11 protein-coding genes and 1 pseudogene are annotated in these 14,411 nt (G+C 45.3%); 9 read left to right on the top strand and 3 right to left on the bottom strand.

Annotated features, from left to right (window positions below; all coding sequences use genetic code 11):
• Positions 1-64 precede the first annotated feature (64 nt).
• Positions 65-2,005, top strand: a complete 1,941-nt coding sequence (abc-f, locus tag ACPW7N_RS17845) for a ribosomal protection-like ABC-F family protein (RefSeq protein WP_425652464.1) — start codon at positions 65-67, stop codon at positions 2,003-2,005.
• 63 nt (positions 2,006-2,068) lie between these two features.
• Here abc-f and ACPW7N_RS17840 read toward each other — a convergent pair whose 3' ends face one another.
• A complete protein-coding gene (locus ACPW7N_RS17840; protein ID WP_425652463.1) occupies positions 2,069-3,238 on the bottom strand; it encodes an MFS transporter in 1,170 nt (389 codons plus the stop codon).
• Between the two features lie 167 nt (positions 3,239-3,405).
• Here ACPW7N_RS17840 and ACPW7N_RS17835 point away from each other — a divergent pair, with 167 nt between their 5' ends.
• Positions 3,406-3,789 (top strand): hypothetical protein, encoded by a 384-nt coding sequence (locus ACPW7N_RS17835; protein ID WP_425652462.1) that lies wholly within the window; start codon positions 3,406-3,408, stop codon positions 3,787-3,789.
• Positions 3,786-3,986, top strand: coding sequence for a YqgQ family protein (locus ACPW7N_RS17830; protein WP_425652461.1), 201 nt, complete (start codon positions 3,786-3,788; stop codon positions 3,984-3,986). The genes ACPW7N_RS17835 and ACPW7N_RS17830 overlap by 4 nt, the downstream gene beginning before the upstream one ends.
• A 63-nt stretch (positions 3,987-4,049) precedes the next feature.
• On the opposite strand, the gene ACPW7N_RS17825 is transcribed toward ACPW7N_RS17830, so the two are convergent.
• A complete protein-coding gene (locus tag ACPW7N_RS17825) occupies positions 4,050-4,931 on the bottom strand; it encodes a YitT family protein (protein ID WP_425652460.1) in 882 nt (293 codons plus the stop codon).
• A 179-nt stretch (positions 4,932-5,110) separates the two neighbouring features.
• On the opposite strand from ACPW7N_RS17825, the gene tkt reads away from it, so the two are divergent.
• From tkt to ACPW7N_RS17805, 4 genes are all read left to right on the top strand, one after another.
• On the top strand, positions 5,111-7,120 hold the full coding sequence (gene tkt / locus ACPW7N_RS17820; RefSeq protein ID WP_425652459.1) for a transketolase: 2,010 nt from the start codon (positions 5,111-5,113) through the stop codon (positions 7,118-7,120).
• Between the two features lie 229 nt (positions 7,121-7,349).
• On the top strand, positions 7,350-9,848 hold the full coding sequence (locus ACPW7N_RS17815) for a PBP1A family penicillin-binding protein (protein ID WP_425652458.1): 2,499 nt from the start codon (positions 7,350-7,352) through the stop codon (positions 9,846-9,848).
• Positions 9,849-9,993: 145 nt separating this feature from the next.
• Positions 9,994-10,341, top strand: a complete 348-nt coding sequence (locus ACPW7N_RS17810) for a hypothetical protein (protein ID WP_425652457.1) — start codon at positions 9,994-9,996, stop codon at positions 10,339-10,341.
• 175 nt (positions 10,342-10,516) lie between these two features.
• Positions 10,517-11,503 carry a ketoacyl-ACP synthase III gene (locus tag ACPW7N_RS17805; RefSeq protein WP_425652456.1) on the top strand — a complete coding sequence of 329 codons (987 nt, stop codon included), beginning with the start codon at positions 10,517-10,519 and terminating at the stop codon, positions 11,501-11,503.
• 117 nt (positions 11,504-11,620) lie between these two features.
• Here ACPW7N_RS17805 and ACPW7N_RS17800 read toward each other — a convergent pair whose 3' ends face one another.
• Positions 11,621-13,075 (bottom strand): L,D-transpeptidase family protein, encoded by a 1,455-nt coding sequence (locus ACPW7N_RS17800; RefSeq protein ID WP_425652455.1) that lies wholly within the window; start codon positions 13,073-13,075, stop codon positions 11,621-11,623.
• Between the two features lie 75 nt (positions 13,076-13,150).
• Here ACPW7N_RS17800 and ACPW7N_RS17795 point away from each other — a divergent pair, with 75 nt between their 5' ends.
• Together ACPW7N_RS17795 and ACPW7N_RS17790 are read left to right on the top strand one after the other, a co-directional pair.
• Positions 13,151-14,098 carry a helix-turn-helix transcriptional regulator gene (locus tag ACPW7N_RS17795; RefSeq protein WP_425652454.1) on the top strand — a complete coding sequence of 316 codons (948 nt, stop codon included), beginning with the start codon at positions 13,151-13,153 and terminating at the stop codon, positions 14,096-14,098.
• Positions 14,099-14,164: 66 nt separating this feature from the next.
• Positions 14,165-14,411 (top strand): annotated as a pseudogene (locus ACPW7N_RS17790) (DinB family protein); the annotation flags it as partial.

Here is a 14,411-nt window from a genome sequence, read left to right as displayed (position 1 = left end):
TAGCATGCCTGTGGCTTTTTTTGCGTTCAATTTTTTACCAGGTGGGTTTAAGGAGGAAATATCGATGATCATCATTTCTGTACAGAACCTGTTTAAATCGTATGGATACAATCCTGTTTTGGAAGATGTTTCGTTTGAAGTTAAAGCGGGAGATCGCATCGGCTTTGTTGGGCCTAATGGTGCCGGCAAAACCACGCTGTTCCGGATTCTTTGTGGGATGGAAACCGTTGATAAAGGGCAAGTGTTTCGGACAAAGGATTGTAAGTGGGCGTATTTGCCGCAAACTCCACAGTATCCGTCGGAGTGGACCGGAGAGCACGTCATCCGCAGTGCCTTCCATGAAGCGCTGACCCTTGCCGGCCAAATGAGGCACGTAGAGCAGTTGATGGGTGACCGTTCACTCGGAGATCGGTTAGAAGTTCTGATGAATCGTTATCAAGCCATGCAAGAGCGATTCGAACAATTGAATGGATACCAGATTGAGGCTACCATGTCACAGGTGATCAATGGGCTGGGTATAACGAAAACAATGCTGGCAACGCCATTTGAACAACTGAGCGGTGGAGAGAAAACCAAAGTCGGTTTGGCAAAGATATTGTGTGAGAAGAGTGATGTACTGTTACTCGATGAGCCTACCAACCATCTGGACGTGGAGTCGATGGAATGGCTGGAGAAATTCCTGCTTGATTACGCAGGCACAATTCTCATTATCTCGCACGATCGTTATTTTCTCGACGCAATTGCTACCACCATCTGTGATGTAGACAACGGGAGCATTCAGGTATATGAAGGGAACTACTCCTTCTTTATCAAGGAAAAGGAAGAACGGCTGTTGCGTGAATTCGCCGAGTATCAGGAGCAGCAAAAAAAGATAAAAAAGATGAAAGAAACCATTAAACGTCTGAAAGAATGGGCAAACCAGTCCAATCCTCCGAATGCAGGGCTTCACCGTCGTGCCAAAAGTATGGAGAAAGCATTGGAGAGAATGGAAAAAATCGATCGACCGAAGCTGGAAAATGAAAAAATCGGCCTTCAGTTTCACCGGGCAAGCCGAAGTGGGGAAGAAGTGATTGTCCTTGAAGATATCGATATGGGCTTTGGAGAAAAACAATTGCTGTACAAAGCCAATCTGCTGCTTCGCAACGGAGACCGAAAAGCGCTCCTCGGCCCAAATGGCTGCGGCAAATCGACACTGATCAAAATGGTGATGGGCCAGTTGGAACCCTTGCAAGGAAAGTACAAGATAGGTCCGAGCGTGAAAGTCGGCTATTTGTCCCAACAAGCCATTGAAGGAGATCCAAAACGCAGAGTTATCGAGGTATTTCGAGATACTGTCGATATGACAGAAGGCGATGCCCGTCATGTGCTGGCCAAGTTTCTGTTCTACGGAGAGCAGGTGTTCAAGCGGCTGGAGAATTTAAGCGGCGGCGAAAGAATGAGATTGCGGTTAGCGCAGCTTATGCATCAGGAGATGAACCTGCTGATTCTCGATGAGCCGACCAACCACCTCGATATTGACTCAAGAGAAACGTTGGAGGAGGCGATCGTCCACTTCCGAGGCTCTCTGCTAATCGTCTCGCATGACCGTTACTTCCTGCAAAAAGTGGTTGATGGCGTATTTTATATCGAGAATCAGCAAATTGTTCATTATGAAGGAACCTATCAGGAAACCCGTGAGAAAAGACAACGGGAGCACAAGGTAAAAGATGCCCAGAAACAGAGTGTGAAAACGCAAGCGGCACAATCACCAATCCAGCCAACGTCAGTCCAGGTACAGGAGAAGCGTGAAGCTGCCCCGCAGGAGACCAAGCGGGTAAACACGTTCAAAATCAAGCAGTTGGAAGAGCAAATTGATGAATGGGAAAAGAAACGTGATGAGTTCCAACGGTTGCTGGCCAGTGGTTCCAACGACTATGAGCAGTTGCAGACTTGGCAACAGGAAGTAGATCAATGTGAAGCGAGAATCGCCGAGTTGTATGAGATGTGGGAAGGGATGCAGGGGTAAGGAAAAACAAATCAGCCCGCCTATTTAAAATAGACGGGCTGATTTACTTATGCATGCAATTTTCTATACTTGTGAATGAATCGAAGGAAGGCTTTTCTTCCGAATTTCAAAGATGGCAAGGAGAAGAGCGATACAGATTGCACCCAAGACAAAAGGCCAGGTCGGCTGGATTTCGTACAAGAATCCAGCAACAAGTGGACCGACAATACGCCCCAGGCTGTCCATTGAGCTCATCATCCCCGAAGTGACACCCTGACCAAGAGAGGTGCGTTGAGTAATCATCGCAGTCGAAGTGGCACGAATCATCCCTTGACCAGCACCGAAAAACGACAAAACGATCGCAAAGGACCAGAAATTGTAACCAAACGAAACTGCAGAAAAGCCAATGACATACAACAACAGACCTAGAGCAAGGATGGCTGGTTCACCGAACGTTTTGACCAGTCTGCCAATCATTCCACCTTGGATGATCGCTGCAATAATCCCCATCACCAGGAACATATAGCCTAAATCCTTCGACGTCAGTCCGTACAAATCAGCGATATAAAGCGCAAAGACAGCTTCAAATCCGGCAAAAAATAGTGAGACGAAGAACAAAATATTGTACATCAGCGAGAGGGGACCGGTCAGTGCCTCAAGCGGATTGCGTCTCTTTTCACGAACGGCATTGGCACGTTTTTCACGCGGCAAGCTCTCTGGCAACACGACGATTACGGTGAGAAAGGTTAGAAATGCCAAGAGACCAGATGCAAAGAATGGGTAGGAAAAATGATACTGGCTGAGAATACCGCCGATAGCAGGACCAAAAACAAAGCTTAGCCCTACACCAGCACCGATGATCCCCATTCCTTTGGCTCGTTCCTCAGCAGGGAACCAGTCGGCTACCATTGCGCTGACTGTCGGAATCGCTGCTGCCGATACGATACCGGCCACAATCCGATAGAATAGCATTTCCGTGTAGGTGGTCGAAAGTCCAAACAGGACAAAGGTGACAGAAAAACCAAGTAGTCCAAACAGAATCAATGGTTTTCGTCCCACCCGATCAGATAAAGCCCCCCAGATGGGTGAGAAAATAAACTGCATGATATTATAGCTTGCAAACAGAATGCTGATTTCAATAGGTGTAGCGCCGATTCCTTTAGCGAAATAAGGCAAGATGGGAATGATAATACCAAAACCAAGCATCATGAGAAACATGATGATAAAGAGCAGCAGCAGATGTTTCTTTTGCACTACGAAAACCTCTTTCTACGAAAAAATGATAACAAGAAGGAAGCTTTTTTTACCATACGTGATGAAAAGAGGGAAGTCAAGCAATGTACGAACATCAATTTGTTGCAAGACGTGCTATAATGAGAGTTTAGTACGGATGAGAAACAGAGCAAGGTGTGTGATAGAGAATGGATCAAAAAATACTGTATTATTTCGCTTGGCAGGAAGACATCTGGCTGGATGAATTTCTGGATCGCTTTCAGGAGGTCATTGCGCTTGTTCCTACAGCTAAGTCGCTACAAGAAATTCAGGATGCGCCTTCACAGAACAAAGTAATTGTAGTCAATGTAGAAGAGCAGCCGGATGAGACTGAGTTGTTCTTGCAGACTCTTCTCAACACCAGTCTGTATGATAATGTACCTGTATTCTTCGTCGGGTTAGACAGTGAACAAAAGAAAGCGGAATGGGTGTCCCGTTTTCCGAGAGCCAAGGGTATCGTTGTAGAAGAACATACCTATGATTATAACTATGAACCGATTCTCAGTCAGATCGAAGCGGAGTGGGAGAAGTGAAACCAGCATCCGATTTTAATTGGAAAGAATTCTTGAATCGCTTTGGGATTTTCATCTATACTGGTGATCCGGAAGGCGATTTGCTTTTAATTGAAGACGAGATTCGTGAACTGAGACAATTGCACATGATTGACGATGAGGAATTCATGAGTGCGATGATCGAGATTCGCAAACGCAAAAATGAATTGAATTCATAAGCAAAACAAAAAAGAGTCCACACGACAAATGTGGATTCTTTTTTATTTGTACTTTGAGCAAAACTAATGGATGCTTTTCTTTTTGAAGCGTCCGCCTTTGACATCGTGAATGTTTCCGACAGCCAGAAACGCAGATGGATCAACTTCTTCTACAATTAACTTCAGCTTGGCTTCTTCCAGACGGCTGATGACGCAGAAAATGACTTTTTTGTCGTCACCTGTGTAGCCGCCTTCTCCGTTCAAGTATGTAACCCCACGTCCAAGACGGGCGACGATGACGTCTCCGATCTCTTTATAATAATCACTGATGATCCAGACCGATTTTGATTCCTGGAAGCCCTCTATTGTAATATCTATCATCTTGTAGGCAATGTAGTAGGCAATAAGCGAATACATCGCATGATCCCACCCGAAGACGAACCCGGCACTGGCCAAGATGAAGAGGTTGAAAAACATGACAATTTCGCCAACAGAGAAAGGTAGTTTTTTAGTGAAAAGTATCGCAACGATTTCTGTCCCATCCAACGAACCGCCGTAGCGAATGACCAGGCCAACACCAACGCCTAGAATGATTCCGCCGAAAACAGCAGCCAGAAGCGGATCTTCAGTTAAACCTGGGACGGGGTGCAGCAGTGTCGTACCAATCGACATGATCGTGACACCGAACAGTGTGGAGATTGCAAATGTTTTACCAATTTGTTTGTAACCGACGAGCAAGAAGGGCAAATTGAGGACAAAGAGAAAAACTCCCAGAGGAAATGCGGAGAGATGGGAAAGAATAATTGATATTCCGACTATTCCTCCATCGATAATCTGATTTGGTACCAAAAAAATTTCAAGTCCCACTGAAACAAAAATGGCTCCAAGCAATATAAACAAAATTCGTTTAATTAATTTTGGATAACTCAATTTCTGATGTGATACTTTTTGTACAGCATTTTCCATGGTGATGCCTCCTTCTTCTGTGATATAAACATTTTCTTATGCCCAACAATAATCATAACATAGGATGGATGCTAATTTTTTCTCATTTGGTCAAAAAGTCAAGGAAATATCTTTTTAACTCATTTGGCAAGCTATGATATAATCACACTGCCAATAATTCGCAGGGAGGACGAAGAGGAATGACTACCCAATATGCTACCGTTGATCAAGTGGCGATTAATACGTTGCGTACTCTCGCAATTGACGCCATCGAAAAAGCAAATTCAGGACACCCAGGCATGCCGATGGGTGCAGCGCCGATGGCACACGTTTTGTGGAGCCGTTTTATGAAAGTGAATCCGAAAAAACCAAGCTGGATTGATCGCGATCGTTTTGTTTTATCTGCTGGACATGGCTCCATGCTTCTCTATGCAATGCTGCATTTGATGAAGTATGACGTGAGTTTGGAAGACTTGCATAACTTCCGTCAATGGGGCAGCAAAACACCTGGACACCCTGAGTACGGACATACACCAGGGGTAGATGCTACGACTGGTCCACTTGGACAAGGAATTGCTACTGCTGTGGGTATGGCTATGGCAGAGCGTCATCTGGCAGCTACATACAACCGTGAAGGACATGAGATTGTCAACCATTACACCTATGTCATTTGCGGTGATGGCGACTTGATGGAGGGTGTATCTGGAGAAGCATCTTCTTTTGCAGGCCATCTCAAACTTGGCAAATTAATCGTATTGTACGATTCCAATGATATTTCACTTGATGGTGAACTGAGCCGTTCTTTCTCTGAGAATGTGGCACAGCGTTATCAGGCATACAACTGGCAATACCTTCGAGTAGAAGATGGGAATGATCTGGCTGCGATTGATGCTGCTCTTGCAGAAGCACGTCAGGACTTAGACCGCCCTACATTAATCGAAGTAAAAACAACTATTGGTTACGGAAGCCCGAACAAAGGCGGCACTTCCGCATCTCATGGTGCGCCACTTGGCAAAGACGAAATTAAATTAACGAAGCAAAACTACAACTGGGCCGAGGATGCTGAATTCCATGTGCCGGATGAAGTAAATGCTTTTTATCAAGCAAAAGCAAATGAAGGCGAGAAACAACAGGCTGAGTGGCAAGCTCGCTTTGATGCGTATGCAAAAGCTTACCCTGAGCTGGCAAAACAGTTTACACTCGCAATCAGTGGTGAATTGCCTGAGAACTGGGATGCTGAGCTGCCAGTATACGAGGTTGGCACCAAGCTTGCTACTCGTGTAGCATCTGGTAATGCAATTAATGGACTTACCAAAAATGTTCCTTTCCTCATTGGTGGATCGGCTGACCTGGCTCACTCCAACAACACCGTGATCAAAGGTGGAGGCGATATGCTTCCAGGCAGCTACGAAGGTAAAAACATCTGGTTCGGCGTACGTGAATTCGCAATGGGTGCAGCCCTCAATGGTATGGCACTTCACGGTGGACTCAAAGTATACGGTGGCACATTCTTCGTCTTCTCTGATTATGTGCGCCCGGCAGTGCGTCTGTCTGCGTTGATGAAACTGCCTGTAACCTATGTATTTACTCATGATTCCATTGCTGTTGGTGAAGACGGACCGACGCATGAGCCGATCGAACATCTCGCTTCTTTCCGTGCGATGCCAGGTCTTACTGTGATTCGTCCTGCTGATGCAAATGAAACAAACGAAGCATGGCGTTATGCAGTTAGCCGCAAAGATGAGCCTGTTATGCTTGTGCTGACTCGTCAGAACCTGCCTGCAATGGCGGAAACGCAAGCAAAAGCGGCAGAAGGCATCTCCAAAGGAGCGTATGTAGTTGCAGATGCAGAAAACGGGCAACCGCAAGTTCTCCTGCTCGCCTCTGGTTCCGAAGTAGCTCTTTGCATGCAAGCTCGCGCCGAGTTGGCAGCAAAAGGCATCGGGGCACGTGTCGTAAGCATGCCAAGCTGGAGCCTGTTTGAGCGTCAATCCAAAGAGTACCGTGATTCTGTGATTCCACCTAGCGTCAAAGCACGTGTAGCAGTGGAAATGGCTGCACCACTTGGGTGGGAACGCTACTCCGGCGATCATGGTGTCGTTATCGGAATCAATACATTCGGTGCTTCTGCTCCTGGAGACCGCATCATGAAAGAATACGGCTTCACAGTAGAAAATGTTGTGGAAAGTGCAGTGAAATTGCTCTCCTAACAAGCAAACGGAAGAAAACGGTTAAAATCAGCTAAGCCTTTCTCGTGACTTCACGAGAGGGGCTTTTTTTCAATTATATGAGGGTGAATGGCAGGATTTCCTCCCTCGACAAAAGGAATATGATGTGGAATCATAGATAGCTAGAGGTGATCTTAGGGCCGTGGCGAAACTTTTTGGCGCAGATATCGTCTATAGTGTTGGAGAGAGGAAAGAGACCAGGAGGTACACAATGGCTCAAGCCAAGAAAAAAGGAAAAGCAAAGAACAGATGGCTGATGTTTGTCATTTCGTTTCTTGTTTTACTGATGTTTAGTGTAATTGGTGGTTACTTTGCCCTGATGTATGCGGGCGGGCAAATGATCGACATGCAAAAAATTGCTGATATTAAGCTGGAAGCATCTGAATTGTACGATAAAAATGGCACAAAAATCGCAAACCTTTACGTAAAAGAGAACAACCGCACCTATGTCAAATACACCGAGATTCCGCAACACGTCATTGATGCTTTTATTGCAGTAGAGGACAGAAGATTTTTTGATCACAACGGGATTGATATGGTTCGGATCGGCGGAGCGATCATCAAGGATATTACCCATGGAGAGCTGGTTGAGGGTGGCAGTACGATTACCCAACAGCTCGCCAAAAACGTATTCCTCTCCAATGAACAGACATTCTGGCGCAAAACCAAAGAAATGAGTATCGCAATTAATCTTGAGCAGAAATACTCGAAGCAAGAGATTATGGAGATGTATCTGAACAAGATTTACCTCGGTCACGGGGTTTTCGGGGTTCAGAATGCAGCACAATTATACTTTGGCAAAAATGATATTAAGAAAGTTACGTTGGAAGAAGCAGCGATGTTAGCTGCGATTATTAAGGCGCCATCACACTATTCACCGTTCCTAAAGCCTGATAAGGCAAAAGAGCGTCGTGACACGATTCTTCGTCTGATGATGGAGCAAGGCTTCATTACACAGGAACAGAAAGAAGCAGCTCAAAAACAACCGATTCCTACCAAAAAGACGAAGCTGGACGGAGCAATCCCGGCTGGTTATGAATCGTATGTTGATTACGTCGTAGGGGAAGCAGAAGAGAAGTACGACATCAGTGAAGAAATGCTGTACCGTGGAGGCTGGAAAATCTACACGACATTCGATCCAAAAGTCCAGGATGCGATGGTGACAGCCTTCAAAAACGACAAGCTTTTCCCGAAAAAAGGGCCAAAGCAGATCGTTGAAGCAGGTATGGTCGTGATGGACAAAACAGGCGGGGTTGCAGCCATTATGGGTGGACGCAATTACTCGCACAAGGGCTTCAGCCATGCTGTGGGAATGACTCGTCAGCCAGGATCTGCATTCAAGCCGCTTGCTGTCTATGCTCCAGCTTTTGAAGAGAAAGACTACAATGCCAATTCTACATTGCCGAACAACAAGCAAGATTTCAACGGATACAAGCCGAACAACTGGAATGGAAAGTACAGCGACAGCGTAAGTCTCAAGTATGCAATGGAGCAATCATTGAACATTCCTGCCGTCTGGCTGCTCAATGAGATTGGTATCGGTAAAGGGATCGACTATGTGAACAAGTTCGGTATCCAACTGGATAAAGAAGATCGCAATCTTTCCATCGCTCTGGGTGGACTTAGCAAGGGAACCTCTCCGCTCAAAATGGCGCAGGCGTATACAGCCTTTGCCAATGGAGGGGTGATGTCGGAAGCACATGCCATCACCAAAATCACGGATGACCGAGACAACACCGTTGGTACGGCACAATTGAAGCAGACAACCGTGATCTCAGCGAAAACAGCGTGGGACATTCATAATCTGCTTGTTGCAGTAGTGAAAAACGGGACAGGGAAAGCAGCGCAAATGGATCGCCCTGTCGCCGGGAAAACAGGTACGACACAGTCACAGCATGGCAGTTCAAAGGCAAATCTGGATGCGTGGTTCGTCGGCTACACGCCTGAATATGTGGGAGCCGTCTGGATGGGCTTTGACAAGGAAGACAAACAGCATCTTATGTACGACGGAAGCTCCAAGACGGCGAAGCTGTTCCGGGAGGTTCTGAACAAAGGGCTGAAAGGTATGAAGGTGACCTCGTTCCAACCGCCTGCAGGTATAGAAGAGAAAAAGCAAGAGGAAGAAAAACCAATCACTCTTGATGCTGTTCTTGCCATGGAGAATTCTGAACCCAAGGTTGTACTCAGTTGGTCAGGAGCCGAAGGGCAAGATTTGACCTATGATGTATATCGCTTTACTGATTCCCCGGACAATAAAGAAATGTTGCTTGCCGGAACAAAAGAGACGACATTCGTTGATCCAGTTCAGGGGGCTGTGCTGTATAAATACGTAGTCATGGCACGAAAAGCGGACGGCAGTGAAGGGCAAATTTCCAATGTTGCCAATGTTGATATTTCTACACTTGAACAGATGCTTCAGGACAGTGAAAATCTGCATCAGGAAGGTACAGAGGATCAACCAGATCAGGGTAACGGTGAGATTCCGCCGCCAGATATTCCAAGTGATAACACCGGTGGAACACCTGAAGATGGTTTGAATCCGGATGGGAACGGTCAAGACGGCAGCAATCAAGGTGGAAGCGATCCAAACAACGGGCAGAATCCGGATGGAGGACAGACCACTCCAAATCCAGATGATGCGGGGGAAACGCCTCCGCCAGGAATTGATTTGCCGGTGGTTCCGTTGCCAGACCAGCCTACCAATAACTAACTGGTCACCTTCGACAAAAAGTTCCTTTTTCGGTAAAGTTGACAGTTTTTATACTATTTTCACTTCTTGCCACACATGATACAATTGACCTACATTAGAGAAAACGGGTTACCCGTGTGAGCGACTTAACGAGGGAGGAAATCACATGTCCGATAAACAACAAAACCTTCATGAGTTTTTTGCAGAAAAAATGGAGAAAGCAAAAATTCAATTTGAGCGGGCACTTGATTGCAAACATACGGATTTCGATGATTTGTACCCATACATGAATGAGCAGCCACAATTCTTTTGGTACAAACGTTATGTCGCTTGGTCTGAATTGCTAACAATTGTGAAGCTGGCAGATGAACTCGGACTCGAATGGCAAAATCAATTCTCTCCGCTCCAGGTTGAATTCATTCAAGGAAAAGTGCTCCAGGGCAAAGTGTTAGACAATTGGTATCCTGAAGGAGATAACAAAGAAGAAGAAAGTGTTAGTCAAATGGAAGAATAAGTATGTTTGTCACCAATGAAATAAGACACAAGGATCTGTCTCCACTCGAGACAGATCCTTTTTTGTTTGCGGTATTCACTGTCCCGGTATTATTATCAAAATAATTGACATAATTATGACCTGGTACTAATATCAAGTTATAATACCAGAAATATAAAGCGAAGGAGACAACCGAATGCGATCAAAAGCAAGAATTACAGCTATTGGTACCTACGTACCTGAAAAAAAACTTACCAATGACGATTTAGAAAAAATTGTTGATACAAACGACGCTTGGATTGTACAAAGAACTGGCATGAAGGAAAGAAGAATTGCTGGTGATAATGAATATGCCTCTACATTAGCTTATAAAGCCATTGAAGATTTAGTAGAGCATTATAATAAAGACCTTTTCGACGTGGATTGTATATTGGTATCAACGACTACACCTGACTACGCTTTTCCAAGCGTTGCCTGTCAAATACAAGAGCATTTTAATATTCAACAGACCGGTGCTGTTGATTTCAACGCAACTTGCGCTGGTTTTACTTATGGGTTACATCTGGCGAATAGTTTAATTACATCTGGTCTTCATCGCAAAATTTTAGTTGTAACGACAGAAACCTTATCCAAAGTTACAGATTACACAGATCGGACCACATGTATCTTATTTGGAGATGGAGCCGCAGCAGTTCTAATAGAAAAAGATGAAAAATTGCCGAGTTTTATAGCTACCCATATTGGTACAAATGGGGAAGGAGGTATGCATGTTTACCGTGCGAATTTATCGAACACCATGTTTGGAAATCCTTTAAAAACTCACGGCAAGATGGTTCAAAACGGAAGGGAAGTATATAAATGGGCATCACGCACACTGCCGATTGGTATTAAAGAGTTGTTGCGTCAATCGGAGTTACCAATAGATAAAATGGACTGGTTTGTTCCACATAGTGCAAATTTACGAATGATTGAATCCATCTGTGAAAAGTCAGGTTTCCCGATAGAAAAAACACTAACTAGTGTAGAGTACATGGGAAATACCTCTTCTGTTTCTATTCCATTAGCCTTACAGATAGGGATAAACGAAGGAAAGTTAAAAAATGGAGACACTCTTTTACTTTATGGATTTGGAGGAGGACTTACACATGCTGGACATATCATTAATTGGAATTTACCAAAGTAAAAAGATGAAGTGTTTGAAATTGATGGAAAGGGTCTCTCGAAGGGATACTAAGAAATAAAGAGGATCCAGGCTCAAATAAATGAGTTTGGATCCTCTTTTGCACGCTTTCTTTCTTCATCAATGCAGCCAACTATACGTAACGCCAGGAGTCTCCTCATCTTTTCCCGCAGGCAATAGAAAGGGTGAGGCGTTGGACCAGGTGGCAGGTGCTGATTTTTTATTGGAAATGACGACTTCCGTCCCGAGCGAAGTAAAGGAGTACAGTTCTTCCACATCGTTATTATGGAGTCGGACACAGCCTAATGACTCGTTTTTGCCGATACTCGATGGTTTATTGGTGCCGTGAATGGCAAAATCGGTATTGGCAAAAAGCATGCCCCGAGTCCCGTAGATGCGATCATGACCAATAGGATTGTTGATCTTGTGGCTGATCCGGAAAAAACCTTGTGGGGTAGATTGTTCTTGCCCCAATCCAATCGGGTACCTGCGCACAATATGGGATCCGCTAAGCAGGGTCAAGCTGTAAGTAGCTTGATGAATATAGATTTGCAGCGGCTCCAATGAAATCATTGGCTCTGGATAGGAAAGCAGCGGAACGACTCTGCGCAAGCTGTTCCAGGCATCTGTGTTACGGAAGGAAGCGGGATAATAAGGCCATTCCTGTGACGCCATCCCGTTTGTTTTGTCTTTCGTTTGGGTGAGCGCCCGATTGTCTGTTCGTTTGATGAATTGTGGAATGGCGCTAACCGTGTTTTGCGGATAGGGCCTATCCAATTCGCTCAATTTATTCGGTAACCGCCCGGTGGTTTGATAGTAACGGAACAAGGCATTGCGTATCGTCAGCACTTTTGCCAGTTCCGTTTGTTCTTTTGCCAAGGCTTGCTTACTCGTAGTGACAAGCGCATCCTTTTCACAAGAACAAGCAGGATCAAACCATTTTTGCCGGATGATTGTTTTCTTGACGGGATCAAACTGCACGATGCCTTTTACCTGCCGAGGCTGATAAAATAAAAGTGGTGTATAGAGCGGCAGGCCGTCTGTTTCAGAGATCGCAATAACGGTGTATGGTTTGGAATAATAGAGTCGCCGTTGTGTTACATACTTTTCCACCTGCTTCGCTGCTTCCTGACTGGACATTGACGCTGGAACAGCAATTACTTCCGTATGGGAACTGGCGACCCGCAGACCGGGTTGTTCTTCGGAGATGCTGCTGTCCTCTTGTTGGGTAAACAGACCAGAAAACAAGGTGGTTAGAAAAAGAAGAGCAGCAATCCCTCGCCTGAGGATTTGCAAACGTTTTTTTTGCTTTTTCTCACGGAGCAAACGATGATAAGCCTCACGAGCGTCTTCAGTTGAGGAAGTGTCGCCTTGTTTCGCCCACACAGCCCTGCGATAAGATTCCAGCGCTTTATCCGGCTGATTCAGCTTTTCCCATTCACGCCCAAGATACAACCACCCGATTACATCATCGGGGTTATTTTTTGTATAAAAACGATAAAAAGCAAGCTCATCAAGGGCAGGATACTGCATCAGAAAAGTCATTTTTTCTTGGTAAAAGTCAGCCTTACTCACACGTCTCCCCCCTATCAAACATATCGGTAGGAAATGGTAAAATGATTAGATACAATCAGGAAAGGATCGAGAGGCATGAACAAAACGGATCGGTTGCTGGCGATCGTGCTGGAGCTGCAACGCAAAGGTACACTTCGAGCGGAGGATTTGGCTGCCATTTTCGAGACGAGCGTGCGGACGATCTATCGGGATGTTCAGGCACTAAGTGAGGCGGGAGTACCGATATTTGGTGCTCCAGGAGTGGGATACTCTCTGATGGAAGGTTATTTTTTGCCGCCGATCAGCTTTACCGTTGAAGAAGCTGTGGCGTTGCTGATCGGTACGGATTTTATTGAACAGAAATTTGATTCAGACTATGGGGCGATGGCTAGTACCTCCCGTAGAAAAATCGAGGCTATTTTACCAGAGTCGGTACGTAAGGATGCGGAACAGGTACGCACAACCATCAGGCTGCTGCATGCAGGAGAAGGGTCAATTAGTGTTTTGGAAAAAGAGTATCTGCAACTTCTTCGTCAAGCCATCTCGGAAGAGCGCAAGGTCATGTTCCATTATGCCAAAAACAAACCGGATGCGGAAGGAAATCGCAGGAGTATTCGGGCCGTTGCGCCATATGGACTCGTGCTTGTAAACGGCTATTGGATTCTTATTGCTCATTGTGATCTTCGGGGAGAGATTCGCCATTTCCGCTTGTCCCGAATGAGTGATCTCAGTATTCTCGAAGACAAATATACATGCCCATCTGATTTCAATTTGCAGGAATACCGGCCGCCCGATGACCGTAACATACGTGTACGTGTTCAGGTAAAATCCAGCATTGCGGATAAAGTAAAAGAGGCTTACAACTTCTTTAAGGAGGAAGTGGTAGAGTGTACTGACGGACTATTGGTAACATTTCGTGTCCGTCAGCCAGAGGATGTGCTTCCATGGGTACTTGGATGGGGAGCTGACGTGGTCGTACTCGAACCGGAGTCACTACGTATGCAGGTTCGAAAAGAAGCTTTAAAAATGTTGGAATGCTACTGACATACTGCTGTCAGTAGCACTTGTATATAGTGAGAGACAGATGATGAATAAAGGAGTGTTACGCCAATGAATACAATGGAAATCGCTCATAAAATGGAAGAGATCACGAATCACTACTTGCAAGAATTGGATCACTTCACATGGGAGCAATTGAGACAAAAGCCAAGCGAGAGTGAATGGTCACTCGGGCAAATGTATCTTCATCTCATTAACAGCGCAGTTTATATGCAACTTCGAAATATCGAATTGTGCAGGAAGGGGGAAGCAGGTTCAGTAGTGATAAATGGAGCCAAGTCAGAGGCAGGCGCTGCGG

This window comes from Brevibacillus nigriterrae, from assembly GCF_049846925.1.
GTDB lineage: Bacteria > Bacillota > Bacilli > Brevibacillales > Brevibacillaceae > Brevibacillus_H.
This window is presented reverse-complemented; position numbering and strand designations above follow the sequence as displayed.